A 26,617-nucleotide genomic window follows, 5' to 3' on the forward strand; every position below is an offset into this window, starting at 1 on the left:
GCCATGCTGCTGCGTTTTACCAAGATGCACGGGCTGGGCAATGATTTCATGGTCCTCGACCTGGTCAGCCAGCACGCGCACATCCTGCCCAAGCACGCTAAACAGTGGGGTGACCGGCATACCGGGATTGGCTTCGACCAATTGCTGATCGTCGAGGCACCGAGCAACCCGGAGGTGGACTTCCGTTACCGGATCTTCAACTCCGACGGTACCGAAGTGGAACAGTGCGGCAACGGTGCGCGCTGCTTCGCCCGCTTTGTGCTGGACAAGCGCCTGACCGCCAAGCGGCAGATTCGCGTCGAGACCAAGAGCGGCGTGATCGAGCTGGATATCCGCAGCGACGGCCAGATCAGCGTCAACATGGGCGCCCCTCGCCTGGTGCCGGCGGACATTCCGTTCCAGGCCACCGAGCAGGCCACCAGCTATGCGCTGGACGTGGACGGCAAGACTGTCGATATCGCCGCGGTGTCCATGGGCAACCCCCATGCCGTACTGCGGGTCAACGATATCAACAACGCGCCCGTGCATGAATTGGGGCCGAAGATCGAACACCACCCGCGCTTTCCGGCACGGGTCAACGTGGGCTTCCTGCAGGTGATCGACCGTACCCGCGCGCAATTGCGTGTGTGGGAACGCGGCGCCGGCGAAACCCAGGCCTGCGGTACCGGTGCTTGCGCCGCTGCCGTGGCCGCGATCAGCCAGGGGTGGATGGATTCGCCGCTGCTGATCGACCTGCCCGGTGGACGCCTGTCCATCGAATGGGCAGGCCCTGGCCACCCGGTGATGATGACCGGGCCGGCCTCGCGTGTATACGAAGGACAGGTCCGTCTATGAGTGAGCAAAGCTAATGACCGATAAGCCTCAAGTACCCGCACAAGCTACCCCGAGCGACAGTCTGGAGGCCGCTGCCGTCGCGGCGTACCTTGAGGCGAATCCGCATTTCTTCGTTGAGCACGAAGAGCTGCTGCCGGCCCTGCGCATCCCTCACCAGCGCGGCGATACCGTGTCGCTGGTGGAGCGGCAGATGAAGATCCTGCGCGAGCGTAATATCGAAATGCGCCATCGGCTCTCGCAGTTGATGGACGTGGCCCGCGACAACGACCGCCTTTTCGACAAGACCCGCCGCCTGATTCTGACCCTGATGGACGCCACCAGCCTGGAAGAAGCGGTGATCGCCGTCGAAGACAGCCTGCGCCAGGACTTCCAGGTGCCCTTTGTCAGCCTGATCCTGTTCAGCGACAACCCGATGCCGGTGGGTCGCTGGGTCAGCGGTGGCGATGCGCAAACCGCGATCGGCGGCCTGTTGTCCGAAGGCAAGACCATCAGCGGTACCTTGCGCGAGCACGAACTGGACTTCCTGTTCGGCGCCGAACAGCGCAAACAGATCGGCTCCACCGCCGTGGTCGCGCTCAGTCATCAAGGCCTGCACGGCGTACTGGCCATCGCCAGCCGTGACCCGCAACACTACAAAAGCTCGGTAGGCACGCTGTTCCTGACCTATATCGCCGAAGTGCTGGGCCGGGTATTACCGCGCTTTACCACCGCCCTGCGCGCGGTGCGCTAGCCATGGAACGGCAACTGGACGCTTATTGCGCTCACCTGCGCAACGAGCGCCAGGTGTCGCCCCATACTCTGGAAGCTTATCGACGGGACTTGAACAAGGTCCTGGCGTACTGCGAAAAACACCAGATCAGCAGCTGGAAAGCCCTGGATATCCAGGGCCTGCGCAGCCTGATCGCGCGCCTGCACCAGCAGGGCCAGTCCTCGCGCAGCCTGTCGCGCCTGCTGTCGGCGGTGCGCGGCCTCTATCACTACCTCAATCGCGAAGGCCTGTGCGACCACGACCCGGCCAACGGCCTGTCCCCGCCCAAGGGCGAGCGGCGCCTGCCCAAGACCCTCGACACCGATCGCGCCCTGCAACTGCTGGAGGGTGCGGTAGAGGATGACTTCCTCGCCCACCGCGACCAGGCGATCCTCGAGCTGTTTTATTCTTCTGGCCTGCGCCTGTCGGAGCTGACCGGACTCAACCTGGATCAACTGGACCTGGCGGACGGCCTGGTGCAAGTGCTTGGCAAAGGCAGCAAGACCCGTGTGCTGCCGGTCGGCAGGAAGGCCCGCGAGGCGCTGCAACTCTGGTTGCCGCTACGCGCCCTGGCCAACCCGGTGGACGACGCCGTGTTTATCAGCCAGCAAGGCCGGCGCCTGGGGCCTCGGGCCATTCAGGTGCGGGTCAAGGCTGCCGGCGAGCGCGAGCTGGGCCAGAACCTGCATCCGCATATGCTGCGGCACTCCTTTGCCAGCCATCTGCTGGAATCGTCCCAGGACCTGCGCGCGGTACAAGAGCTGCTCGGCCACTCGGATATCAAGACTACGCAGATCTATACCCACCTCGACTTCCAGCACCTGGCAACGGTGTACGACAGCGCCCATCCACGGGCCAAACGCATCAAGGGCGGCGACTCATGAGTATCAAGCTGATCACCTTCGACCTGGACGACACACTCTGGGACAACGTACCCGTCATCATCAGCGCCGAGGCGTCGATGCGCGAATGGCTGGCGGTGAACGCCGCCAAGGTCGGCGACTTGCCCCTGGAGCATTTCGCCAAGCTGCGCCAACACGTGCTGGAGCGTCATCCCGAGCTGAAATACCGCATCAGCATCCTGCGCCACCGGGTGCTGATGCACGCCTTTGAAGAGGCCGGTTATCCACAGCCCGAGGCCACGGAAATGGCCGATGTGTGCTTCGAGGCATTCATCCACGCACGCCACCAGCTCAGCGTATTCCCGGAAGCCGAGCCGATGCTGCAAGCCTTGCGCCAGCACTTTTTGCTGGGGGTGATCACCAATGGCAATGCTGATGTGCAGCGCGTGGGCCTGGCGGACTACTTTCACTTTGCCCTGCGCGCCGAAGATGTCGGCATCGCCAAGCCGGATGCGCGATTGTTTCAGGAAGCGTTGCAGCGCGGTGGCGTGGATGCCAGTAAGGCGGTGCACGTGGGCGACCACCCGGGTGATGACATCGCCGGGGCGCAGCAGGCGGGCCTGCGTGCGGTGTGGTTCAACCCGACAGGCAAGCCGTGGGAAGGTGAAAAGCGCCCGGATGCCGAGATTCGCAGCTTGACCGAACTGCCGCCACTGCTGCGCAGTTGGCATAAACACTGAAGCCAGCGCCCACACAGGAATGCGGTGGGCCAGCCAGTTTGCTACAGGCATGAAAAAGCCCGCAGCGACGGCGGGCTCTTTCAGCAAGCAGGTGGCAGACCTCAGATAGGTCGGCTGCCGTACTTGTTATCTGGCTTCTTCGGTGGATCTGCCACCACGTTGGCCTCGACTTCCTGCACTTTGCCGCCTTTCGCGAGGAATTCTTCCATCGCACGGGCCAGCGCATCGCGCTCTTTGTTCTTGGCCTCGACGCTCGGCAGTTCGTCTACCGAAACAGCAGCCTTGGCCTTGCCCTTGGCAGCCGGAACAGGCGCATCATCGCCACCGTCGTCGTCAGCAACGTCTTCAGCCGCCGCTTCAAGACCTTCTTCGGTGTCGTCTTCGTCACCTACTTCCAGTTCGTCGTTTTCCAGATCATCGTCGCTCATGTTCTACCTCATGACTTGCGAAAAGCAGATTAGTTATAGCCCAGCTTCACCCTCTGTCGAGGTCGCCGGAAAAAAATCAACATCCACTGGATAACCAGTGGCTTATGCCCCATCACCGTGCAGAGTGGCGAGGACTTTACGAGCACCGCCATGATCACGGTGCTCGCCCAGATAAACACCTTGCCAGGTCCCCATCGCCAAGCGGCCGTTCTTCACCGGCAAACTCAGCTGGCAGCCCAGGAGACTGGCCTTGAAGTGCGCCGGCAGATCGTCCGGGCCTTCGTCGTTGTGCTCGAATCCTGCCCGGCCTTGCGGCACCAGCGAATTGAAGAAACGCTCGAAGTCACGACGAACCGCCGGGTCGGCATTCTCGTTGACGGTCAACGAGGCCGAGGTGTGCTGCAGCCACAGATGCAAAAGGCCCACGCGACATGCCTTCAATTCAGGCAGGCCGGCAAGTAACTCGTCGGTTACCAGGTGAAAGCCCCGGGGCTTTGCCCGCAGGGTGACCAGGGTCTGTTGCCACATACAGTTCTCCGCCCATCGGCGCGCATTCTAGCGCGCTCTGGGAAAAAACAAAGTGCCGAATACGCCTACATGCCTGTAAGACATTCGCACGCTGGAAAGTGCCGCGTGCGCCCCATCACAAACTGGGCGCAAAAACCGACACAGCTTGTTATGACTGACAAACGCCAGGCAAAAAAATGCCCGGCAAGCCGGGCATCTTTTTTTCGCGTACTTACAAGTTGTAGCCGCGCTCGTTGTGTTGCGCCAGGTCGAGGCCGACCGCCTCTTCTTCTTCGGTCACACGCAGGCCCATCACCACGTCCAGCACCTTGAGGATGATGAAGGTCACGATGGCTGTGTAGATCACAGTGAAGCCGACGCCTTTGCACTGGATCCAGACTTGCGCCGCGATGTCAGTGGTGGCCGCGTTGAAGCCGCCCAGCGAAGGGGCAGCGAACACGCCGGTCAGGATTGCGCCGAGGATACCGCCGATACCGTGTACGCCGAAGGCGTCCAGGGAGTCGTCGTAGCCCAGCTTGCGTTTCAGCGTCGTGGCGCAGAAGAAGCACACCACACCGGCAGCCAGACCGATCACCAGGGCGCCCATCGGGCCCACGGTGCCAGCGGCTGGCGTGATTGCCACCAGGCCCGCGACCACACCCGAGGCAATGCCCAGTGCGCTTGGCTTACCGTGGGTGACCCACTCGGCGAACATCCAGCCCAGCGCTGCAGCAGCGGTAGCGATCTGGGTGACCAGCATCGCCATGCCGGCAGTGCCGTTGGCTGCCGCTGCGGAGCCGGCGTTGAAGCCGAACCAGCCGACCCACAGCATCGCGGCACCCACCAGGGTGTAACCGAGGTTGTGCGGCGCCATTGGGGTGGTCGGGAAGCCTTTGCGCTTGCCGAGTACCAGGCACGCCACCAGGCCAGCCACACCGGCGTTGATGTGCACCACGGTGCCGCCTGCGAAGTCCAGCACGCCCCAGTCGCCCAGCAACGAACCCGGGCCGCCCCAGACCATGTGGGCAATCGGTGCGTAGACCAGGGTGAACCAGACGCCCATGAAGATCAGCATCGCGGAGAATTTCATACGCTCGGCGAAGGCACCGACGATCAGCGCCGGGGTGATGATCGCGAAGGTCATCTGGAAGGTGACGAACACCGCCTCAGGGAACAGCGCCGCAGGGCCGGTGATGCTCGCTGGAGTCACACCCGACAGGAACAACTTGGACAAGCCGCCGACGAACGAGTTGAAGTTGACGACGCCCGCTTCCATCCCGGTGGTGTCGAACGCCATGCTGTAGCCGTACACGAACCACAGGATGGTGATCAGGCCGGTGATGGCGAAGCACTGCATCATCACGGAAAGAATGTTTTTGGAACGCACCATGCCGCCGTAGAACAGCGCCAGGCCTGGAATGGTCATGAACAGCACCAGCGCAGTGGATGTGAGCATCCATGCAGTGTCGCCGGAATTGAGGACTGGAGCAGCCACTTCGTCTGCCGCCATGGCCAGGCTGGGCATTACGATGGACAACAGGGCTCCGAGCCCTGCGAATTTACGCAGAGTCATATTGTTTTCTCCTGGGGCGTTGGGGTTTGGCGGCTTAGATTGCGTCGGTATCGGTTTCGCCGGTACGGATGCGAATAGCCTGTTCCAGATTGACCACGAAGATCTTGCCGTCACCGATCTTGCCGGTGTTGGCGGCCTTGGTTATCGCCTCGATAACCCGGTCAAGATCCTTGTCGTCAATGGCGACATCAATCTTCACCTTCGGCAGGAAATCGACCACGTATTCCGCGCCGCGATACAGCTCGGTGTGACCCTTCTGCCGACCGAAGCCTTTGACCTCAGTAACGGTAATGCCCTGCACGCCGATCTCGGACAACGACTCGCGTACATCGTCCAACTTGAACGGCTTGATGATGGCAGTGACTAGCTTCATGAAAACTCTCTCCCGAATTGGTGGACTTGCCCCAGGAAAACAAACCCGTCTCAAGTCTAAGCGCAGTGCCTGGCTTTGTAACGCGTCGTCGCAAGGGCAATTGCCGTGGCGACGCCAGCGAACCACTGGTGACGAAACCTGTACCCCTGATCCGTCGGCGCACTGCATTCGTCACAGCGACTGCATCAGTGCATGGGTCATGATCGTCTAAGCAGAAACCTTGCCAGCTCCGTAAAAATCACTGAAATCAGTCCTTTGCTCACTTATGCCCACCTGCGGGGCTTTCTGGCGAACGCAATGCGCACAAAAACAGTGCGTCGCCCTACGGCCAGCTGCGCGAAAAGCGTGCGCGGCAGGCCGTGAAAATCACTATAGACGCTGCGTGATACACTGCCGGCCAACAGTTTTCCGGAATATTTCCCATGCTCGCGCCCAAAGATCTCCTCGATGCCCTGAGCGGCCACGCCTCTCGCCTGTTCAGCGGCGACACCCCGCTGCCCCGCAATGAAATCGAAAGCCAGTTCAAGGCGCTGCTGCAAAGCGGCTTCAGCAAACTCGACCTGGTGAGCCGCGAAGAGTTTGATAGCCAGATGGTCGTGCTGGCCCGCACACGTGCACGGTTGGAGAGCCTGGAAGCCAAAGTGGCTGAGCTGGAAGCGCGGTTGACACCCCCGGCCGAGTAACTGACGCAACGGGGTCAAAATGTGGCAGCAGGCTTGCCCGCTCCCACATTTGTTCTGCCTCGTTCTCTGGATACGTTCTGTAAAACCTCCACGCCCCGCTCTATTCCACCTCGTCTACCCTTGAAAAACCGCAGGAAGCGGCCCTCCCTTTCAAGGAACGAGCATGTCCCTCGCCATTGTCCACAGCCGCGCCCAAATTGGCGTCGAAGCCCCTGCCGTCACCGTCGAAGTGCATATGGCCAATGGGTTGCCGTCCCTGACACTGGTGGGTTTACCGGAAACCGCAGTCAAGGAAAGCAAGGACCGCGTGCGCAGTGCCATTCTCAATTCAGCACTGAAATACCCCGACCGCCGGATCACCCTCAACCTCGCGCCCGCCGACCTGCCCAAGGACGGCGGGCGTTTTGATCTGGCGATTGCCTTGGGGATCCTGGCGGCCAGCGTGCAGGTGCCGGCGCTGACCCTGGATAACGTGGAATGCCTGGGCGAACTGGCACTGTCCGGCGCGGTGCGGGCGGTGAAAGGCGTGCTGCCCGCGGCGCTGGCAGCACGCAAGGCCGGACGCACCGTGATAGTGCCTCGGGCGAATGCCGAGGAAGCGTGCCTGGCGTCCGGGCTGACGGTGATTGCAGTCGACCATTTGCTCCAAGTGGTGGCACACCTGAACGGGCATGCGCCGATTGAGCCCTACAAGTCCGATGGACTGCTGTACCTGAACAAGCCGTACCCGGACCTCAGCGAAGTGCAAGGCCAGTCAATGGCCAAGCGTGCTCTGCTGGTTGCCGCTGCAGGCGCGCACAACCTGTTGCTGAGCGGACCGCCCGGCACCGGCAAGACCTTGCTCGCCAGCCGCCTGCCAGGGTTATTGCCCCCGTTGAGCGAACAGGAAGCCCTGGAAGTGGCAGCGATTCAGTCAGTGGTCAGCCTCGCGCCACTGAGCCATTGGCCGCACCGGCCGTTTCGTCAGCCGCACCACTCTGCATCAGGCCCCGCATTGGTGGGCGGCGGCTCGAAGCCGCAGCCCGGGGAGATCACCTTGGCCCATCACGGGGTGTTGTTCCTGGATGAGTTGCCGGAGTTTGATCGCAAGGTCCTGGAGGTGCTGCGCGAGCCCCTTGAATCGGGGCATATCGTGATTTCCCGCGCCCGCGACCGCGTGAGTTTTCCGGCGCGCTTTCAACTGGTGGCGGCAATGAACCCCTGCCCCTGCGGCTACATGGGCGATCCCAGCGGGCGCTGTCGGTGCACGCCAGAGCAGATTCAGCGCTATCGCAACAAACTCTCCGGGCCGCTGCTGGACCGGATCGACTTGCACGTCACCGTCGCCCGGGAGACCACCGCGCTGAACCCGACCCTGCAGGATGGCGATAACACGGCGAAAGCATCGGCGCAGGTTGCCGAATCCCGGGAGCGTCAGCTGAAGCGCCAGGGCTGCGCCAATGCCTTCCTGGATCTACCGGGGCTGCGCAAGCATTGCACGCTGGCAAAGGTCGACGAAAGCTGGCTGGAGACCGCTTGCGAGCGACTGACATTGTCGCTGCGCGCGGCCCACCGGCTGCTCAAGGTAGCGCGCACGCTAGCGGACCTGGAACAAGCAGACACTATCGCTCGCCATCACCTGCAAGAGGCGCTGCAATATCGTCCGGCAGCGATCACCTGAGCCTTTTGAGCATCAGCAGGGCCTGGGCAGGAAGTGTGCGCCAATCCAGTTTCAGCGAAACCGATCCACCTCATGCCGCAAGCTCGCTGCCAGCGTCTCCAGCTCTTTGGCCGTAATCGCCAGGTTCGACACCACTTCACGCTGCTCGCTGTTGGCCAGCGCAATGCTCTGCAAGTTGCTGCTGAGCAAGGTCGCGGTGCTGCTCTGCTCCTGGGTGGCGGTGGTGATCGCGGCAAACTGCTGGCCGGCCGAGCGGCTCTGTTCGTCGATCCGTGCCAGGGCCGAGGCCACGTCGGCGTTGCGCGACAGGCCTTCCTGCATCAACACATTGCCGTGCTCCATGGTGCTGATGGCATTGCCGGTTTCCTGCTGGATACTCTGGATCATCCCGGAAATCTCATCAGTGGCCTGGCGGGTACGCGACGCCAGGTTGCGCACTTCATCGGCGACCACGGCGAACCCACGACCCTGTTCACCGGCCCGCGCGGCTTCGATGGCGGCGTTAAGCGCCAGCAGGTTTGTCTGTTCGGCGATCGAGGTGATCACGCCGACGATCCCGCCGATTTCCTGGGAGCGCTGGCCGAGGGTGTTGATCACCGTGGCGGTGCTGTTCAGCGCAGTGGCGATGTGCTCAAGAGACGACGACGCCTCTTGCATCGAGGTACGGCCAATCCGGGTCTGCTGCGCGTTTTCCTGCGCCAGGCGCTCGGTATTGCCCATGTTGTCGGCGATGTTCAGCGAGGTGGCGCTGAATTCTTCCACCGCGCCGGCCATGCTGGTGATTTCGCCCGACTGTTGCTCCATGCCCTCATAGGCCCCGCCAGACAAACCGGACAAGGCCTGGGCACGGCTATTAACTTCTTCGGCTGCGCTGCGAATGTGCGAGACCATGGTCGACAGCGCCTCGCCCATCTGGTTGAAGCTGCGCGCCAACTGGCCGATTTCGTCATGGCTGGACACGTTCAAGCGGGCACTCAAATCACCGGCGCCCAAGGCCTCGGCCTGACTCACCAGATCACTCAACGGCTGCAGTTTGCTGCGCAACAGCCATACCGCCGCGCCGACCGCGAACAGCATCGCCAGCACGCTGCCGATCACCAGGCGGATACCCACGGCCCAGGTGACTTCGCGGATCTCAGCCTTGGGCATGCTCGCGACCACCGACCACGGGCCGCCTTCGAAGGGCACCGAGACGCTGTAGAAGTCTTCGTTCTTGTCGCTCCAGAAACGGCCCTCGCCCGGCTTCTTCGCCAGGTCGAGCATCACCGGGATTGCCTGATCCAGTGCCTGCACGCCAGCGGGCGGCACCAGCCAGCGCTTCTGTTCGTCCAGCAACGCGAGGGAGCCGGTCTTGCCGATGCGGAAGCGCTTGAGGTTTTCGAATTGGGCATTCTGCGCGTCGGTGTAGTCGAAGCCGACAAACAGCACCGCGATCACCTTGCCGGCCGCGTCGCGCACCGGTGTGTACTGGGTCATGTAGGAACGTTCGAACAGCACCGCACGGCCCACATAACTCTGCCCGGCAAGCAGGCGTTGATATGCCGGGTGCTGATGGTCCAGCACCGTGCCGATGGCGCGACTGCCATCCTGCTTGGTCAAGGACGTGCTGACACGGATGAAGTCTTCGCCACTGCGCACAAACACCGTGGCCACGCCGCCGGAGGTGTCCTTGAATTCATCCACCTCATCGAAATCGTTGTTCAACACGTCATTGCCCAGGTACAGGCCTGGCGTCTGCATCCCGGCGACGGTAACCGGTTGATCCGCATGCACGCTCAAGCCGGCGCCGAAGCGCTTTTCAAACAGCCCGCTCAAGCGCTGGGTACTTTCGCGCAAGGTGCTGTGGAAGGTGTTGAGTTGATCGGCGAGCAGCCGCGCCTCGCTGGCCAGGTGCTCTTCGCGGGTGTCGAGGTTGGCGGAGTCCAGGGAACGCAAGGCGAATACCGTACTACCGCTGATGACAACAGCCAGTATCACGGCTAATGCGAGGCCTAACTGTGAGGCAATCCGGGCGCGAGGTTGAGACATGACGGCTCCTGGCCGAGGCCAGGATCATCCTGATCTCATAGCGCTGCTCGGCAAATTATCTGATGGGAAACGTTGGTGCACGATGGTTCCAACACACCTACTTCGGCGGACGCGGGAAATACTTGAGCGAATCACAGGGGTATCTCGCAAACGGTTGCGCACCCGTGCCTTGGGCCACTCAATCGAGGCGCTCGACCGGTGGTAAAACCATCGCCCGCACTTCGCCCTGTAGGAAGTCTGCCAGCCGGCGCAAACGCTCGCCGCCGGGGCGGGTCTTCGGCCACACCAGGTAATAATTTTCACCACTGGCCACGGCGGTCGGCCACGGCAGGCTCAACCGCCCTTGGGCCACGTCCTCAGCCACCATCAGCAAGTCGCCCATCGACACGCCGTAGCCTCGCGCGGCAGCGATCATGCCCAGCTCGAGGGTATCGAACACCTGCCCGCCCTTGAGCGACACCTGGGATGACAACCCCATACGCTCCAGCCAATTGCGCCAATCGCGCCGGTCCGGCGTGGGGTGCAGCAACTCGGCGGTGGCCAGCCGGGCGGCATCCCAGGGCCCATCCGCCAACAGGTTCGGGGCGCCGACGGGGATCAACAGTTCAGGAAACAGGTAGCTGGCCTCCCAGTCCGCCGGGAAATGCCCGTAGCTCAGCAGCACCGCGCAGTCGAAGGGCTCCTGGTTGAAGTCCACCTCGTCCACGCTCATCCAGGCGCTGGTCAATTGCACTTCGTTGCCCGGCTGCAACGCCCGAAAACGGCTGAGCCGCGCCAGCAGCCAACGCATGGTCAGGGTCGACGGCGCCTTCATGCGCAGGATGTCATCTTCGGCGTTCAGGGTATGGCAGGCGCGTTCCAGCGCGGCGAAGCCCTCGCGCACCCCAGGCAACAACAGGCGCGCGGCTTCGGTGAGCTGCAGGTTACGGCCGCTGCGCTGGAACAACCGGCAGGCGAAGTGCTCTTCGAGGGTGCGGATATGTCGGCTGACCGCACTTTGGGTGATCGACAGCTCCTCGGCCGCACGGGTGAAGGAGTTGTGTCGGGAAGCGGCCTCAAAGGCACGCAACGCGTAAAGCGGAGGAAGACGACGAGACATAGGGAAAGCTCCGACAGCGCAATGCCAAAACCCTACCAGAATCAAACAGGCATGAGTTTTAATCATGCAAGCGATCGCATTTATCCCTTTGTGCAATGCGCTGAGAGCGCCGAGAATCAACCCTCCCCCAACCCTCTGACTTTTTGAGCGTGATGATCATGCAGCATCCGGCACGTACCGAACTCTGGGCCATTCTGCGGCTGTCAGGGCCGTTGATTGCCTCACAGTTGGCGCACATGCTGATGGTGCTGACCGACACCTTGATGATGGCGCGCCTGAGCCCCGAGGCCCTGGCCGGTGGCGGCCTGGGTGCGGCGAGCTATTCATTCGTGTCGATTTTCTGCATCGGCGTGATTGCCGCCGTGGGCACACTGGTCGCCATCCGCCACGGCGCGGGCGATATCGAAGGCGCCACCCGCCTGACCCAGGCCGGGCTATGGCTCGCGTGGCTGATGGCCCTGGCGGCCGGTTTGCTGCTGTGGAACCTCAAGCCGCTGTTGCTGATGTTTGGCCAGACCGAAACCAACGTGCACGCTGCAGGGCAGTTCCTGACGATCCTGCCGTTCGCGTTGCCGGGCTTCTTGAGCTTCATGGCCTTGCGCGGTTTCACCAGCGCGATTGGCAAGGCGAAGCCGGTGATGGTCATCAGCCTCGGCGGCGCGGTGGCCAACTACCTGCTCAACCACGCATTGATCGAAGGCATGTTCGGCCTGCCGAAACTGGGCCTGATGGGCATCGGCCTGGTCACGGCCCTCGTCGCCAATGGCATGGCGTTGGCGTTGATGGTGTACATCCACCGCAATCGCACCTATGCCGCCTACCCGCTGAGCACCGGCCTGCTGCGCCTCAACACCCAGTACTTGCGGGAATTGTGGCGCCTCGGCCTGCCGATTGGGGGCACCTATGCGGTGGAAGTCGGGCTGTTTGCCTTCGCCGCACTGTGCATGGGCACGATGGGCAGCACACAGCTGGCCGCGCACCAGGTGGCGTTGCAAATTGTCTCGGTGGCTTTCATGGTGCCGGCGGGGATGTCCTACGCGGTGACCATGCGTATCGGCCAACATTACGGCGCCGGGAAGTTGCTGCATGCACGGCTGGCCGGTCGCGTCGGCATCGGATTTGGCGCAGCGGTGATGTTGGGATTCGCCGCGGTGCTGTGGCTGTTTTCCGTTCCACTGATCGGACTGTTGATCGACCCCAACGACCCGGCGTTCCACGACGTGATCGTCCTGGCCGTCAGCCTGCTGGCCGTGGCCGCGTGGTTTGAACTGTTCGACGGCGTGCAAACCATCGCCATGGGCTGCATTCGCGGGCTGAAAGACGCCAAGACCACCTTTCTGATCGGCGCGGGTTGCTATTGGTTGATCGGCGCTCCGTCGGCCTGGCTGATGGCCTTCACCCTTGGCTGGGGGCCGACCGGTGTATGGTGGGGGCTGGCGCTGGGCCTGGCATGTGCGGCGCTCAGCCTGACCTGGGCGTTTGAGGCGAAGATGAAGCGTATGATTCGGCAGGAGCCGCAGACCTACAGCTCCCTGCAGGCTGTCCAGGCGGACTGAAGGCTGCATGGATCAATGTAGGAGCTGGCAAGCCAGCTCCTACAGTTGGTGAGGTTCGCAACTCGATTCAGCCCAGCAAGGCCTGCTGGCCTTTGCCGAAGGTCAGGTACTCCACAAGCTCCGGCAACGGCAGCGGTTTGCTGATCAGGTAACCCTGGGCCTGGTCGCAGCCGAACAAGCGCAGCAACGCCAGCTGCTCAGGAGTTTCCACGCCTTCAGCCACCACTTCCAGGTTGAGGTTGTGCGCCAGGTTGATCATCGCGTGTACCAGCTTGCGGTTCTCTTCGCGCTCTTCCATACCGCCGACAAAGCTTTTGTCGATCTTCAGCAAGGCGATCGGCAGGCTGTTGAGGTGCACGAAGGATGAGAAACCGGTGCCGAAATCATCCAGGGAAAACCGCACGCCCAAGCGGCCAAGGGCGTCCATGGTCTGCTTGACCAGGTCACTGCGGCGCATCACGGCGGTTTCGGTGAGTTCGAATTCCAGCCACTGCGCTTCCACTCCGCGCTCACTGATCAGCCGGCTGAGGGTCGAGAGCAACTGACTGTCCTGGAACTGGCGAAATGACAGATTGACCGCCATGTGCAACGGCGGCAGGCCGCGTTCACGCAGGTCCTGCATGTCACGCAGGGCCCGGGAAATCACCCAGTAACCCAGTGGCACAATCAACCCGCTCTGCTCGGCGAGCGGCACGAACTCGCTGGGCGGCAACAGGCCGCGCTCGCCGTGGCGCCAGCGCACCAAGGCTTCGAGGCCGACGATATGGCCGTCGTCCAGGTCCAGGCGTGGCTGGTAGTGCAGCTCCAACTCGTCGCGGCGCAAGGCGCGGCGCAGCTCGGTTTCCAGGTCGGCCAGGCTGCGCGCGTTGCGGTTGATGCGTTCGTTGAAGATATGAAAGGTGCAGCCCTGGGTGCTCTTGGCTTGTTGCATGGCGATATGCGCGTGCCACATCAGCGGGTCTGCACCGGCGCGCGCGCGGGCATGCGCGACGCCCAGGCTGCAGCCGATCAGCAGGCTTTCGCCATCCACCCAGTAGGGCTCGGCCATCACTTCGGTGATGCGCTCGGCCATCCACTCGGCACGCTGGGGTGCGCGGCGGGTATCGATCAGCAGGGCGAATTCATCGCTGCCGAGGCGCGCGAGCTGGTCGCCCGCCTCGAGCTGGCTCTTGAGCCGCGAGACCACTTGCAGGATCAGGCGGTCACCAGCCTGGTGGCCGAGGGCGTCGTTGGCATGGCGAAAATTATCGAGGTCCAGGTGACCGAGGGCCAGGCCGCGACCTTCATTCTCGGCCAGCCGCGCAGCCAGCAGGGTCTGGAACCCCTGGCGATTGGCGATACCGGTCAGCGGGTCCTGTTCGGCCAGGCGCTGCAGGGTATTTTCCAGCAGGCCGCGCTCGCGAACGTGACGCAGGCAGCGGCGCAAGGTGTCGGCGTCCAATACCGCACGAACCAGCCAGTCACTGACGCCCAGGGGCGAAACCAGGGGTTCCTGCTCCAGCAACAACACGCACGGCAGGCTGCAACGGCCAGGGCCGGGTTGCAGGCTGGGCGTGGTCAATAGAACGGCGCTGTGATCGTCATCGAACAGACGACTCACGGACTCCCAGTTTGGTGCGCTGATCAGCACAGCCCCATCGCCCATCGGCGCCAGGCACTCGCGCAACAACGCTGCCCACGCTGGCTCATCGGCCAGTAGCAGCAAACGCAAGGGTTCGACAGGCGTAGACAAGCTAGCTCCCTAGACTCTGCAAAATTTCGTTGGCGGCGGGCATTATGACGTGCGGCCTGATAATCACCAATGATAGGGGTTATCAAATACGCCATCTGTAAATGTTAGTGGCAGCTAATCACAAAAAGCCTCCGACATCCTGCGGCAAAGTATCAAAACCGGCAAATTTAGATCGAGTGGTACGTCACACTGTCGTTCTGACAGAGCAGAATCCTGCCAGCCTGTTAAAATGCCCGCCCTTTTGAACAACGACTCCCTGAATCCTGTATGTCCCGACTCAATCCCCGGCAGCAAGAAGCCGTGAACTACGTCGGCGGCCCTCTATTGGTGCTCGCCGGCGCAGGCTCCGGCAAGACCAGCGTGATCACCCGCAAGATCGCGCACCTGATCCAGCAGTGCGGCATCCGCGCCCAGTACATCGTCGCCATGACCTTTACCAACAAGGCGGCGCGGGAAATGAAAGAGCGTGTCGGCACCCTGCTCAAGGGTGGCGAAGGCCGTGGCCTCACCGTGTGTACCTTCCACAACCTGGGGCTGAACATCATCCGCAAGGAGCATGTGCGGCTGGGCTACAAGCCGGGCTTCTCGATCTTCGACGAGACCGACGTCAAGGCCTTGATGACCGACATCATGCAGAAGGAATACGCGGGCGACGACGGCGTCGACGAGATCAAGAACATGATCGGCGCCTGGAAAAACGACCTGATCCTGCCCGCCGAAGCCCTCGAAGCCGCACGCAACCCCAAGGAGCAGACCGCCGCCATTGTCTATACCCACTACCAGCGCACGCTCAAGGCGTTCAACGCGGTGGACTTCGACGACCTGATCCTGCTGCCGGTGAAGCTGTTCCAGGAGCACGCCGACATCCTCGAAAAGTGGCAGAACAAGGTGCGCTACCTGCTGGTGGACGAATACCAGGACACCAACGCCAGCCAATACCTGCTGGTGAAGCTGCTGATCGGCACGCGCAACCAGTTCACCGTGGTCGGCGACGATGACCAGTCGATCTACGCCTGGCGCGGCGCCCGCCCGGAAAACCTGATGCTGCTCAAGGACGACTACCCGTCCCTGAAAGTGGTGATGCTGGAGCAGAACTACCGCTCCACCAGCCGCATCCTGCGCTGCGCCAACGTGCTGATCTCGAACAACCCCCACGAGTTTGAAAAACAACTGTGGAGCGAGATGGGTCATGGCGACGAGATCCGCGTGATCCGCTGCCGCAACGAAGACGCCGAAGCCGAGCGCGTGGCCGTCGAGATCCTCAGCCTGCACCTGCGCACCGACCGGCCGTACAGCGACTTCGCGATCCTGTATCGCGGCAACTACCAGGCCAAGCTGATCGAGCTGAAGCTGCAGCACCACCAGGTGCCGTATCGCCTGTCAGGCGGTAACAGCTTCTTCGGACGCCAGGAAGTGAAAGACCTGATGGCCTACTTCCGGCTGATCGTGAACCCGGACGACGACAACGCCTTCCTGCGGGTGATCAACGTCCCACGCCGGGAAATCGGTTCGACTACCCTGGAAAAGCTCGGCAACTACGCCACCGAACGCAAGATTTCGATGTACGCCGCCACCGATGAAATCGGCCTGGGCGAACACTTGGACTCGCGCTTCACCGATCGCCTGTCGCGCTTCAAGCGCTTCATGGACAAGGTGCGCGAGCAGTGCGCCGGCGAAGACCCGATCAGCGCGCTGCGCAGCATGGTCATGGACATCGACTATGAGAACTGGCTGCGCACCAACAGCTCCAGCGACAAGGCCGCGGATTACCGCATGGGCAACGTCTGGTTCCTGATCGAAGCGCTGAAGAACACCCTGGAAAAAGACGAAGACGGCGAGATGACCGTCGAAGACGCCATCGGCAAACTGGTGCTGCGCGACATGCTCGAGCGCCAGCAGGAAGAAGAAGACGGCGCCGAAGGTGTGCAGATGATGACCTTGCATGCGTCCAAGGGCCTGGAATTCCCCTACGTGTTCATCATGGGCATGGAAGAGGAAATCCTCCCGCACCGCTCCAGCATTGAAGCCGACACCATCGAGGAAGAACGGCGCCTGGCCTACGTGGGCATTACCCGCGCGCGTCAGACGCTGGCTTTCACCTTTGCCGCCAAGCGCAAGCAATACGGCGAAATCATCGATTGTGCCCCCAGCCGGTTCCTCGATGAGCTGCCACCGGACGACCTGGCCTGGGAAGGCAACGACGACACCCCGACCGAGGTGAAGGCCGTTCGCGGCAACACCGCCCTGGCGGATATACGCGCGATGTTAAAGCGCTAGAATCGACTACTTTTTAATCTACTTTCGGCGCACAACGCGCCATTAGAGGAAGCTTTCCGTGGAAGCACTGCACAAGAAAATTCGCGAAGAAGGCATCGTGCTTTCCGATCAGGTACTCAAGGTCGACGCCTTTTTGAACCACCAGATCGACCCGGCGCTGATGAAACTGATCGGCGACGAATTCGCCGCGCTGTTCAAGGACTCGGGCATCACCAAGATCGTCACCATCGAAGCTTCCGGCATCGCCCCGGCGATCATGACCGGCCTGAACCTCGGCGTACCGGTGATCTTCGCGCGCAAGCAGCAATCGCTGACCTTGACCGAAAACCTGCTGTCGGCGACGGTGTATTCCTTCACCAAGAAAACCGAAAGCACCGTCGCGATCTCGCCGCGTCACCTCACCAGCAGCGACCGCGTGCTGGTGATCGATGACTTCCTGGCCAACGGCAAGGCGTCCCAGGCGCTGATTTCGATCATCAAGCAAGCCGGCGCCACCGTGGCCGGCTTGGGGATTGTGATCGAGAAGTCGTTCCAGGGCGGCCGTGCGGAGCTGGATGCGCAGGGATACCGAGTGGAATCCCTGGCACGGGTCAAATCCCTCGCCGGTGGTGTGGTCACCTTCATCGAATAATCGCAAAACCCTGCAGGAGCCGGCTTGCCGGCTCCTACAGTAGGTTTGTGGCGGGCTTTAGTGCGCGGTGGCTTGTAGGCCGGCCAGCAGCAAGCGCTGATACAAATCTTCTTTCAGCCCCTCCGGCTTATCCAGGCGCATCCGCTGCAGATGCTTGGGAAACGCCTCCGGCTCCGGCGCGTCCAACGCCGCCTTGCCCAGCTCCAGGATCTCCGTCAGCTTGAATTTGCTCTTGAGCCAATTCAATGCCCGCAGCAGGTCCCGCTCCTCGTCCGTGAAGTCACTGCCCAGCGGATATTCCGGAAACAGCCGACGATGCCGTGCCTGGATGGCCTTGAGGCGCTCCGGCGTGTTATCGCTGAAACGCGGGTCCAGCTCGAAATCCTTGGGCAACTTGCCGGCCTTTTGCGCCTGCTCGATCAAGTCAGCCTGGAAACGTGAGTCAGTGATGTTGAGCAAGGCCTCGATCACCTTCGCATCGGTCTGACCGCGCAGGTCGGCAATGCCGTACTCGGTAATGACGATATCGCGCAGGTGCCGCGGAATCGTGCAGTGGCCATACTCCCAGACGATATTCGAACTGACCTCCCCCGCCGACTCGCGCCAGCTGCGCAGGATCAGGATCGAACGCGCGCCTTCCAGCGCATGCCCCTGGGCCACGAAGTTGTACTGCCCGCCGACGCCACTGAGCACGCGGCCATCTTCCAACTGGTCCGCCACCCCGGCGCCGAGCAACGTCACCATGATGGCGCTGTTGATAAACCGCGCGTCCTGGCGCTGCAGGCGCTTGAGGTCTTCCTGGCCATACAGCTCGTTGATGTAGCTGATGCGGGTCATGTTGAATTCCAGGCGCTTGGCATGGGTCATTTCCTGCAGGCGCTGGTAAAAACTGCGCGGCCCGAGGAAGAACCCGCCATGGATCGACACACCGTCGGGCTGCGCGGCATCATCGATCAGGCCGGCATTCGCCTGCTCCTGGGTCGCCACATCCGGGTACACCTTGCGCCGCACGATCCCCGCGTCTGCCAACACCAGCAAGCCGTTGACGAACATTTCGCTGCAGCCATAAAGGCCACGGGCGAACGGGTCGACGCCGCCTTCGTGGCTGATCAGGGGCGCCCACTGGTACACATCCAGATCCGTCAGCAGCAAGCGGTAGGACTCGTTGTCGGCCTGACGCGCCAACAGCGCAGCCGTCAGCGCATCGCCCATCGAGCCGATGCCGATCTGCAAGGTGCCACCATCACGTACCAGGGTGCTGGCATGCAGGCCGATAAAGTGATCCTGGAACCCCACTGGCATGTTCGGCGTGGAGAACAGCGTGGTGTTGTCCTTTTCGTCGAGCAGGTAGTCAAATTCGTCCATGCCCAGCTCGGCATCACCGGGCATGTAGGGCAAATCGCTGTGCACCTGACCGACCACCAGGATGGTTTCCCCGGCGGCGCGGCGCTTGGCGATCATCGGCAACAGGTCGAGGGTGATATCGGGGTTGCAGCTCAGGCTCAGGCGATCAGGATGTTCGGCGCTGCTCGCCACCAGCTGCGCCACCAGGTTCAGGCCGGCGGCGTTGATGTCGCGGGCCGCATGGCTGTAGTTGCTGCTGACGTAATCCTCCTGGGCCGAGGTGCTGTGAAGCAGGCTGCCGGGCTGCATGAAGAACTGCTGCACGTGGATATTTTTTGGAAGGCTGTCCTTCTGCAGGTCGGCGAGGAAGTCCAACTCGGGGTAATCGCCAAACACGCGTTCGATGAAGGGTTCGAGAAAACGCTTCTGCAGGCCGTCGCCCAAGGTCGGGCGGCCCAGGCTCAGCGCGGTGTAGATCGTCAGCGCTCGGTCCGGCAACTTGGCGATGCGCCGGTACAAGGCATTGGCAAACAGGTTCGGCTTGCCCAGCCCAAGGGGCATGCCCATGTGGATATGCGCCGGCAAGCGCGCCAGTACGTCGTCAACTGCTTGCTCGATTGAACACAACTGCACCATCCGACCCTCCTGAACATTCCATGATTAGGGGTTGGACAGAGAGTGGCGGGTCTTTGCTGCAAAGACCAGACTCGAAACACAAATTGCAGGCACAAAAAAGCCGCTCGTAAGCGGCATTTTTGGCGAAGATCGGCGGTTACAGGCCGGACATCTTCTTGATCGCGCCCTTCAGATCATCATCCGTGCAATCCGCGCAGGTGCCTTTAGGCGGCATGGCGTTGATGCCGGTGATGGCCTTGGCCAGGATGCCATCAAGGCCGCCCTGGTGATCGGCACGTTCTTTCCAGGCCGCGGTGTCGCCAATCTTCGGCGCACCCAACAGGCCGGTGCCGTGGCAGGCGTTGCAGTGCTTGGCGATGATGTCGTCCGGCGTCTTCGCAGCGCCTCCGCCAGCGGTTACCGCCACTTCCATCCCTTTGCATTCCTGGCCCTGGACGCAGACTTGGCCGACCGGCTCCAGGCGTTTGGCAATTTCATCATTGGTCGCAGCTTGAGCGCTGACAGCCCATAGGGCCAGTACGGTTGCTGGTGCAGCCAGCATTTTCATAATTAGGTTCACGCGTTCACCCTCAATGGTGGCTATTCACGCCTGCGGCCACGGTTTCGCAGGCGGCGAAAGTATAACGGTTAGCCCGTCTGGCCGAAACAACCCTATTAAATAAAGGGAGATTCAGCCTCACGGAATACTGCCACGGGAACCTCTGCAACGCTGGCAGGGCGCCTCTATTGTTAAAAGTTCGCGGGTGTGGCTGCGCTGATTAGTCGCGCCGGCACGTCGAACGGGTTGCGAAAACGATGCGGCTTGGTGCTTTCAAAGTAGTAGCTATCGCCGGCTTCGAGCACAAAAGTTTCAAGACCGACCACCAGTTCCAGACGACCTTCCACCAGAATCCCGGTTTCTTCGCCTTCGTGGGTGAGCATTTCTTCGCCCGTGTCGGCGCCCGGCGGGTAGATTTCGTTGAGAAAGGCAATGGCCCGGCTCGGGTGTGCGCGGCCGACCAGTTTCATGGTGACGGCGCCGTCAGAGATGTCGATCAGCTCATTGGCTTTATAGACGATCTGCGTCGGTATTTCCTGGAGGATCTCCTCGGAAAAGAACTCGACCATCGACATGGGAATGCCGCCCAGCACCTTGCGCAAGGAGCTGATCGAGGGGCTGACACTGTTTTTTTCGATCATCGAAATGGTGCTGTTGGTGACACCCGCGCGCTTGGCGAGCTCACGCTGGGAAAGACCCTTCAGTTTACGGATGGATTGCAGTCGTTCGCCGACGTCCAATGCAGGTGCCTCCTAGGATTCAGGCTTTGTTGTAGTTGAGCGTTATCATGGCGACAGCGTTCAGTATTTACAACACTTGGGCCTAAATCCCGGGCAGCGGCGTTCGTAGCGTACGATCAAGCGCCGGAATAGAGCCTTGGCACCCGACGCAGGTTGCAGAAGATCTGGTAGGGAATGGTCTCGGCGGCGGTCGCAATATCACTCGCGAGGATGTTTTTACCCCACAACTCCACCGTGGAACCCAGGCCCGCTTCAGGCACGTCGGTGAGGTCGATGCACAGCATGTCCATGGACACGCGCCCCAGCAACTGAGTGCGCTGACCTGCCACCAGCACCGGCGTACCGGTCGGCGCATGGCGCGGGTAGCCATCGGCGTAACCCATGGCGACCACGCCGATGCGCATCGGTTTTGGCGTGATGAACTTGGCGCCATAGCCCACCGGCTCGCCGGCCGGCAGCTCGCGCACGCAGATGACTTTGGATTCCAGGGTCATCACCGGCTGCAAACGCGCGGCGATGGCCTGGTTTTCGCCAAACGGCGTCGCGCCGTAGAGCATGATGCCCGGGCGCACCCAATCGCTGGAGACATTCGGCCAGCCCATCACCGCCGGCGAATTGCGCAGGCTGACCTCGGCCGACAAGCCTTGGCGCGCCGCCTCGAATACCGCTACCTGTTCATTGCTGCGCACGCAATCGAGTTCATCGGCGCGGGCGAAGTGGCTCATCAATACAATCTTGGCCACTTTGCCGCTGGCCAGCAGCCGCTGGTAGGCCTCGTGGTAATCCTTGGGATGCAGGCCGACGCGGTGCATGCCCGAATCCAGCTTGAGCCACACGGTGAGCGGCTTGCTCAACACCGCCTGTTCGATTGCCTCCAATTGCCACAGCGAATGCACCACGCACCAGAAATCGTGCTCGATGATCAGCGGCAACTCGTCGGCTTCAAAAAAACCTTCGAGCAGCAACACCGGCGCACGAATGCCGCCAGCACGCAGCTCCAATGCCTCCTCGATGCACGCCACGGCAAACCCATCCGCCTCGGCTTCCAACGCCTGGGCAACGCGAACGGCGCCATGGCCATAGGCATCCGCCTTGACCACGGCGAGGGCTTTTGCCCCGGTCACTTCACGGGCCAATTGGTAGTTGTGGCGCAGGGCTTCAAGGTCGATCAGGGCACGGGCAGGACGCATGGCGGCGGGCTTCTAGGCGGCAGAGTGAAGAAAAAACCGGCACCGACCAACCACTTCGGCACCGGGAGAGGGATCGTTGTTTAAGGCAACGCGGCCACGACGGACAGCTCGACCAGGATTTGCGGCTCGCACAGCTTCGCCTCGACCGTGGCACGGGCCGGAGCGACGCCTTTGGGCAGCCACTTGTCCCATACCGCATTCATGCCGGCGAAATCGGCGTCGATGTCCTTCAGGTAAATCGTCACCGACAGCAGCTTGGTCTTGTCGGTACCGGCTAGGTCGAGCAGCCGCTCGATATTGGCCAGGGTTTCACGGGTCTGCTGTTCAATCCCGGCATTCATGTCGTCGCCGACTTGCCCGGCCAGATACACGGTACCGCTGTGAACGACGATCTGGCTCATGCGCTCATTGGTGAGCTGGCGCTGGATTGACATGTTTTGCGGACTCCTGGTGGTTGCCATAACGGGAAATATCGAGACCTTCGGCGCTGATTTGCGGTGTTTTCTTCGCCATCAAATCAGCGAGCAAACGACCGGAACCACAGGCCATGGTCCAGCCGAGGGTGCCGTGGCCGGTATTCAGGAACAGGTTCTTGAACGGGGTGGCACCGACAATCGGCGTGCCATCGGGGGTGGTCGGGCGCAGACCGGTCCAGAATGTGGCTTCGGTCAAATTGCCGCCCTGAGGATAAAGGTCGTTGACGATCATCTCCAGGGTTTCGCGCCGACGCGGGTTAAGCGACAGGTCAAAACCGGCTATTTCAGCCATGCCGCCGACGCGAATGCGGTTGTCGAAACGGGTGATCGCGACCTTGTAGGTCTCGTCGAGAATGGTCGACGTCGGGGCCATCGCCGGATTGGTGATCGGCACGGTCAGCGAGTAACCCTTGAGCGGATACACCGGGGCCTTGATCCCCAACGGCTTGAGCAACTTCGGCGAGTAGCTGCCCAGCGCCAGCACGTAGCGGTCGGCCGTTTCCAGCTTGCCGTCGATCCAGACGCCGTTGATGCGGTCGCCGGCGTAGTCGAGGCGCTGGATGTCCTGTTCAAAACGGAACTCCACACCCAATTGCTTGCACATGTCGGCCAGGCGCGTCGTGAACATCTGGCAGTCGCCAGTCTGGTCGTTCGGCAGGCGCAGGGCACCGGCGAGGATATCGGTGACGCTGGCCAGGGCAGGTTCAACGCGGGCAATGCCGGCACGATCGAGCAGTTCGAACGGAACGCCAGACTCCTTGAGGACCGCGATGTCCTTGGCAGCCCCATCCAACTGGGCCTGGGTGCGGAACAGCTGGGTAGTCCCCAGGCTGCGGCCTTCGTAGGCAATGCCGGTCTCGGCGCGCAATTCGTCGAGGCAATCGCGGCTGTACTCGGACAGGCGCACCATGCGCTCTTTGTTCACCGCATAACGGCTGGCGGTGCAATTGCGCAGCATCTGCGCCATCCACAGGTATTGATCGATATCGGCGGTGGCCTTGATGGCCAGGGGCGCGTGGCGCTGCAGCAGCCACTTGATGGCCTTGAGCGGCACGCCCGGCGCGGCCCATGGCGACGCATAACCTGGGGACACCTGGCCGGCGTTGGCGAAACTGGTCTCCATGGCCGCGGCGGGCTGGCGGTCGACGACAACCACCTCGAAACCGGCCCGAGCCAAATAGTAGGCACTGGTCACACCAATGACGCCGCTACCCAAGACCAGAACGCGCATTTTTATATCCTCATCACGGGCTTAGCCGCTGACGTGTGTTATTCGAGCAATGATGGGCGCAGTATAAAAAGCAATCGCCAGTGCATTTCACTATATAAATGCCTATATTTGGCGACAATTCTCGGCAAAAACCCTTTTCACAGAGGCGTATCCCCTATGCGTACCAACACCCAGACCAAGCGGGAGCTGGACAAGATCGACCGCAATATCCTGCGCATCCTGCAGACCGATGGGCGTATTTCGTTCACGGAGCTGGGAGAAAAGGTCGGGCTGTCGACCACGCCGTGCACCGAGCGGGTCCGTCGGCTGGAGCGTGAAGGGATCATCATGGGCTACAACGCACGGCTCAATCCGCAGCATTTGAAGGGGAGTTTGCTGGTATTTGTCGAGATCAGCCTGGATTACAAGTCCGGCGATACCTTTGAAGAGTTCCGCCGCGCCGTGCTGAAACTGCCCCACGTGCTGGAATGCCACCTGGTGTCAGGCGACTTCGACTACCTGGTGAAGGCGCGGATTTCCGAGATGGCCTCGTACCGCAAATTGCTCGGCGATATCCTGCTCAAGCTGCCCCACGTGCGGGAGTCTAAGAGCTATATCGTGATGGAAGAGGTGAAAGAGAGCCTGAACCTGCCGATCCCGGACTGACCTCACAGCGCAGATCACTGTAGGCGCCGGCTTGCCGGCGCTAGCGATTTTAGCGTCGATATCTTCATCGCCAGGCCAGCGTCTACCGCTTGATCGGGTTACACCAGCACCTGCCGGGTGCTCGCCATGTATTCGTGGATCTGCTTCTCGACCCGCGGGTGAATCAGCTCCACCGGCCGCCGCCCATTCGGGCATGGCAAGGTCTTCGTCGTGCCGAACAGGCGACAGATCAGCGGGCGCTCGTCATACACGGTGCAGCCATTGGGGCCTAGGTGCACACAGTTCAGCTCATCCATGGCCGCGTCCTGCTCGGCGGCGGTCTTGCGTGGCAGGCGCGACATTTCCTCGGGCGAAGTCGTCACCGGCCCACAGCAATCATGGCAACCGGGGACACACTCGAACGAAGGAATCTGTCGACGCAGCGCGCTGATTTTCTGACTGTTGCAACTCATCGAAACACGTACCGAACGGCGAATAGGCGTGGATTCTGACGCAAAACGCCCTGCGCAGACAGCTTCGTCCGACCGCTGTATCCTGCGTCAAATTTTCCAAACAGGGATGCTCCCGATGACTGCCAGCGCCCGGCACACCAATTCCTACTACGCCGCCAGCAGCGTGCCGCAGCCCGATTACCCGGTGTTGACGGGTGATGTGCGCGCCGATGTGTGCGTGGTCGGCGGTGGTTTCTCCGGGCTCAACACCGCCCTGGAGCTGGCCGAGCGCGGCTTCAGCGTGGTGTTGCTGGAAGCGCGCAAGATCGCCTGGGGCGCCAGTGGGCGCAATGGCGGCCAGCTGATTCGCGGCGTCGGCCACGGCCTGGAGCAATTCACCCCGATCATCGGCAGCGACGGCGTGCGCCAGATAAAGCTGATGGGCCTGGAAGCCGTGGAAATCGTGCGTGAACGCGTCGAGCGCTACCAGATCCCCTGCGACCTGACCTGGGGCTACTGCGACTTGGCCAACAAACCCCGGGACCTGCAAGGCCTTGCCGAAGACGCCGAAGAACTGCGCAGCCTGGGCTATCGCCACGAGGTGCGCCTGCTGCAAGCCGGCGAAATGGGCAGTGTGATCGGCTCCGAACGCTACGTGGGCGGGATGATCGACATGGGCTCCGGCCATCTGCACCCGTTGAACCTGGCGCTGGGTGAAGCCGCCGCCGCGCTGCAATTGGGCGTGAAGCTGTTCGAGCAGTCCGAAGTCACGCGCATCGACTACGGCCCTGAAGTCAACGTTCACACCGCCCACGGCAATGTACGCGCCAAGACCCTGGTACTGGCCTGCAATGCCTACCTCAATGGCCTCAACCCCCACTTGAGCGGCAAAGTGTTGCCCGCCGGCAGCTACATCATCGCCACCGAGCCGTTGAGCGAAGCCCAGGCCGCCGAGTTGTTGCCACAGAACATGGCGGTGTGCGACCAGCGCGTGACGGTGGATTACTTCCGCCTGTCCGCCGACCGTCGCCTGTTGTTCGGCGGTGCCTGCCACTATTCCGGACGCGATCCCAAGGATATCGGCGCCTATATGCGGCCGAAGATGTTGCAAGTGTTCCCCCAGCTGGCCGAGGCGAACATCGATTACCAGTGGGGCGGCATGATCGGTATCGGCGCCAACCGCCTGCCGCAGATCGGCCGGCTCGCCGATCAACCCAATGTGTATTACGCCCAGGCCTACGCGGGCCACGGCCTCAACGCCACGCACCTGGCGGGCAAGCTGTTGGCCGAGGCCATCAGCGGCCAGCAACAGGGGCGTTTCGATCTGTTCGCCCAGGTGCCGCACATCACCTTCCCCGGCGGCAAGCACTTGCGCTCGCCGCTGCTGGCGCTGGGCATGCTCTGGCATCGCTTCAAAGAGCTGCTCTGATCAATCCCGCCAGAACGGTTTCAACCCTTCCTGGCGCGCCTGTTCAGCAGACAATCCGACATCACGCAATTGCTCGCGGGTCAGGTGCAGCAAGGCCTTGCGCGTGTGGCGGCGGTGCCAGAACAGACTCCAGCGGCTGATATCGCGCGGCGCCGTCGCCCGCTCCTGCCCTGCCTGCAATTCTTGACTGTGTAACATCAGTCGCACATCGCTCATGCCGTTCATTGTCTTGCCCCTCCATTGCCT

At 61.9% G+C, this 26,617-nt stretch carries 26 protein-coding genes; 11 read left to right on the top strand and 15 right to left on the bottom strand.

Features of this window, described 5'->3' with window-relative positions:
- Positions 1 to 3: 3 nt before the first annotated feature.
- The 4 genes from dapF to JFU04_RS28640 are packed head-to-tail and all read left to right on the top strand — an operon-like array spanning position 4 to position 3,164.
- Positions 4 to 834 (top strand): diaminopimelate epimerase, encoded by an 831-nt coding sequence (gene dapF / locus JFU04_RS28625; protein ID WP_201146130.1) that lies wholly within the window; start codon positions 4 to 6, stop codon positions 832 to 834.
- Positions 835 to 847: 13 nt separating this feature from the next.
- Positions 848 to 1,564, top strand: a complete 717-nt coding sequence (locus JFU04_RS28630; protein ID WP_201146132.1) for a DUF484 family protein — start codon at positions 848 to 850, stop codon at positions 1,562 to 1,564.
- A 2-nt stretch (positions 1,565 to 1,566) separates the two neighbouring features.
- A complete protein-coding gene (gene xerC / locus JFU04_RS28635; protein ID WP_065902437.1) occupies positions 1,567 to 2,466 on the top strand; it encodes a tyrosine recombinase XerC in 900 nt (299 codons plus the stop codon).
- Entirely contained in the window at positions 2,463 to 3,164 is a 702-nt protein-coding gene (locus JFU04_RS28640; protein WP_201146134.1) for an HAD family hydrolase, read from the top strand. Before xerC ends, JFU04_RS28640 begins: the two co-directional genes overlap by 4 nt.
- Positions 3,165 to 3,265: 101 nt before the next feature.
- Here JFU04_RS28640 and sutA read toward each other — a convergent pair whose 3' ends face one another.
- From sutA to glnK, 4 genes are all read right to left on the bottom strand, one after another.
- Positions 3,266 to 3,592, bottom strand: a complete 327-nt coding sequence (gene sutA / locus JFU04_RS28645; protein ID WP_015886504.1) for a transcriptional regulator SutA — start codon at positions 3,590 to 3,592, stop codon at positions 3,266 to 3,268.
- Positions 3,593 to 3,694: 102 nt separating this feature from the next.
- Positions 3,695 to 4,120, bottom strand: coding sequence for a secondary thiamine-phosphate synthase enzyme YjbQ (locus JFU04_RS28650; protein ID WP_065902441.1), 426 nt, complete (start codon positions 4,118 to 4,120; stop codon positions 3,695 to 3,697).
- Between the two features lie 211 nt (positions 4,121 to 4,331).
- Entirely contained in the window at positions 4,332 to 5,672 is a 1,341-nt protein-coding gene (locus JFU04_RS28655) for an ammonium transporter (protein ID WP_065902443.1), read from the bottom strand.
- Positions 5,673 to 5,706: 34 nt separating this feature from the next.
- A complete protein-coding gene (gene glnK, locus JFU04_RS28660) occupies positions 5,707 to 6,045 on the bottom strand; it encodes a P-II family nitrogen regulator (protein ID WP_002555808.1) in 339 nt (112 codons plus the stop codon).
- Between the two features lie 422 nt (positions 6,046 to 6,467).
- Here glnK and JFU04_RS28665 point away from each other — a divergent pair, with 422 nt between their 5' ends.
- Both JFU04_RS28665 and JFU04_RS28670 read left to right on the top strand, forming a co-directional pair.
- Positions 6,468 to 6,728, top strand: a complete 261-nt coding sequence (locus JFU04_RS28665; protein WP_027608312.1) for an accessory factor UbiK family protein — start codon at positions 6,468 to 6,470, stop codon at positions 6,726 to 6,728.
- A 163-nt stretch (positions 6,729 to 6,891) separates the two neighbouring features.
- A complete protein-coding gene (locus JFU04_RS28670) occupies positions 6,892 to 8,388 on the top strand; it encodes a YifB family Mg chelatase-like AAA ATPase (RefSeq protein ID WP_065902447.1) in 1,497 nt (498 codons plus the stop codon).
- 51 nt (positions 8,389 to 8,439) lie between these two features.
- On the opposite strand, the gene JFU04_RS28675 is transcribed toward JFU04_RS28670, so the two are convergent.
- Both JFU04_RS28675 and JFU04_RS28680 read right to left on the bottom strand, forming a co-directional pair.
- Positions 8,440 to 10,416 (bottom strand): methyl-accepting chemotaxis protein, encoded by a 1,977-nt coding sequence (locus tag JFU04_RS28675; RefSeq protein WP_120450489.1) that lies wholly within the window; start codon positions 10,414 to 10,416, stop codon positions 8,440 to 8,442.
- A 178-nt stretch (positions 10,417 to 10,594) separates the two neighbouring features.
- Entirely contained in the window at positions 10,595 to 11,515 is a 921-nt protein-coding gene (locus tag JFU04_RS28680) for a LysR substrate-binding domain-containing protein (RefSeq protein ID WP_065902450.1), read from the bottom strand.
- A gap of 152 nt (positions 11,516 to 11,667) precedes the next feature.
- Here JFU04_RS28680 and JFU04_RS28685 point away from each other — a divergent pair, with 152 nt between their 5' ends.
- Positions 11,668 to 13,071 carry a NorM family multidrug efflux MATE transporter gene (locus JFU04_RS28685; RefSeq protein ID WP_201146136.1) on the top strand — a complete coding sequence of 468 codons (1,404 nt, stop codon included), beginning with the start codon at positions 11,668 to 11,670 and terminating at the stop codon, positions 13,069 to 13,071.
- A 67-nt stretch (positions 13,072 to 13,138) separates the two neighbouring features.
- Here JFU04_RS28685 and JFU04_RS28690 read toward each other — a convergent pair whose 3' ends face one another.
- The gene (locus JFU04_RS28690) at positions 13,139 to 14,803 is read right to left on the bottom strand and encodes a putative bifunctional diguanylate cyclase/phosphodiesterase (RefSeq protein ID WP_065902454.1); all 1,665 of its coding nucleotides are present in this window, start codon (positions 14,801 to 14,803) and stop codon (positions 13,139 to 13,141) included.
- A gap of 267 nt (positions 14,804 to 15,070) precedes the next feature.
- Here JFU04_RS28690 and rep point away from each other — a divergent pair, with 267 nt between their 5' ends.
- Positions 15,071 to 17,080, top strand: coding sequence for a DNA helicase Rep (gene rep, locus JFU04_RS28695; protein WP_065902456.1), 2,010 nt, complete (start codon positions 15,071 to 15,073; stop codon positions 17,078 to 17,080).
- A gap of 58 nt (positions 17,081 to 17,138) precedes the next feature.
- Positions 17,139 to 17,711: a xanthine phosphoribosyltransferase gene (locus tag JFU04_RS28700; RefSeq protein WP_003195447.1), complete on the top strand. Its 573-nt coding sequence runs from the start codon at positions 17,139 to 17,141 to the stop codon at positions 17,709 to 17,711.
- 57 nt (positions 17,712 to 17,768) lie between these two features.
- Here JFU04_RS28700 and JFU04_RS28705 read toward each other — a convergent pair whose 3' ends face one another.
- The 6 genes from JFU04_RS28705 to dadA form a co-directional block, all read right to left on the bottom strand.
- Positions 17,769 to 19,691, bottom strand: a complete 1,923-nt coding sequence (locus JFU04_RS28705) for an acetyl-CoA hydrolase/transferase C-terminal domain-containing protein (protein WP_065902458.1) — start codon at positions 19,689 to 19,691, stop codon at positions 17,769 to 17,771.
- Positions 19,692 to 19,827: 136 nt separating this feature from the next.
- Positions 19,828 to 20,238, bottom strand: coding sequence for a c-type cytochrome (locus tag JFU04_RS28710; RefSeq protein WP_106802302.1), 411 nt, complete (start codon positions 20,236 to 20,238; stop codon positions 19,828 to 19,830).
- Positions 20,239 to 20,420: 182 nt separating this feature from the next.
- Positions 20,421 to 20,969 carry a cupin domain-containing protein gene (locus tag JFU04_RS28715; RefSeq protein WP_003176893.1) on the bottom strand — a complete coding sequence of 183 codons (549 nt, stop codon included), beginning with the start codon at positions 20,967 to 20,969 and terminating at the stop codon, positions 20,421 to 20,423.
- A 116-nt stretch (positions 20,970 to 21,085) separates the two neighbouring features.
- Positions 21,086 to 22,159, bottom strand: coding sequence for an alanine racemase (gene alr / locus JFU04_RS28720; protein WP_201146138.1), 1,074 nt, complete (start codon positions 22,157 to 22,159; stop codon positions 21,086 to 21,088).
- An 80-nt stretch (positions 22,160 to 22,239) separates the two neighbouring features.
- On the bottom strand, positions 22,240 to 22,593 hold the full coding sequence (locus JFU04_RS28725) for a RidA family protein (protein ID WP_034110260.1): 354 nt from the start codon (positions 22,591 to 22,593) through the stop codon (positions 22,240 to 22,242).
- Positions 22,565 to 23,866 carry a D-amino acid dehydrogenase gene (gene dadA / locus JFU04_RS28730; RefSeq protein ID WP_106802300.1) on the bottom strand — a complete coding sequence of 434 codons (1,302 nt, stop codon included), beginning with the start codon at positions 23,864 to 23,866 and terminating at the stop codon, positions 22,565 to 22,567. Before dadA ends, JFU04_RS28725 begins: the two co-directional genes overlap by 29 nt.
- A gap of 156 nt (positions 23,867 to 24,022) precedes the next feature.
- On the opposite strand from dadA, the gene JFU04_RS28735 reads away from it, so the two are divergent.
- Positions 24,023 to 24,511 (top strand): Lrp/AsnC ligand binding domain-containing protein, encoded by a 489-nt coding sequence (locus JFU04_RS28735; protein ID WP_003176896.1) that lies wholly within the window; start codon positions 24,023 to 24,025, stop codon positions 24,509 to 24,511.
- Positions 24,512 to 24,609: 98 nt separating this feature from the next.
- Here JFU04_RS28735 and JFU04_RS28740 read toward each other — a convergent pair whose 3' ends face one another.
- Positions 24,610 to 24,963: a YkgJ family cysteine cluster protein gene (locus JFU04_RS28740; protein WP_016975913.1), complete on the bottom strand. Its 354-nt coding sequence runs from the start codon at positions 24,961 to 24,963 to the stop codon at positions 24,610 to 24,612.
- 115 nt (positions 24,964 to 25,078) lie between these two features.
- Here JFU04_RS28740 and JFU04_RS28745 point away from each other — a divergent pair, with 115 nt between their 5' ends.
- Positions 25,079 to 26,371, top strand: coding sequence for an NAD(P)/FAD-dependent oxidoreductase (locus tag JFU04_RS28745; RefSeq protein WP_201146140.1), 1,293 nt, complete (start codon positions 25,079 to 25,081; stop codon positions 26,369 to 26,371).
- Here the strand turns inward: JFU04_RS28745 and JFU04_RS28750 are convergent, their stop codons facing one another.
- Positions 26,372 to 26,596: a DUF1127 domain-containing protein gene (locus JFU04_RS28750; protein ID WP_120450501.1), complete on the bottom strand. Its 225-nt coding sequence runs from the start codon at positions 26,594 to 26,596 to the stop codon at positions 26,372 to 26,374. It lies immediately after the preceding gene.
- Positions 26,597 to 26,617: the final 21 nt, after the last annotated feature.

This window comes from Pseudomonas sp. TH21, assembly GCF_016651025.1.
GTDB lineage: Bacteria > Pseudomonadota > Gammaproteobacteria > Pseudomonadales > Pseudomonadaceae > Aquipseudomonas > Aquipseudomonas aylmerensis.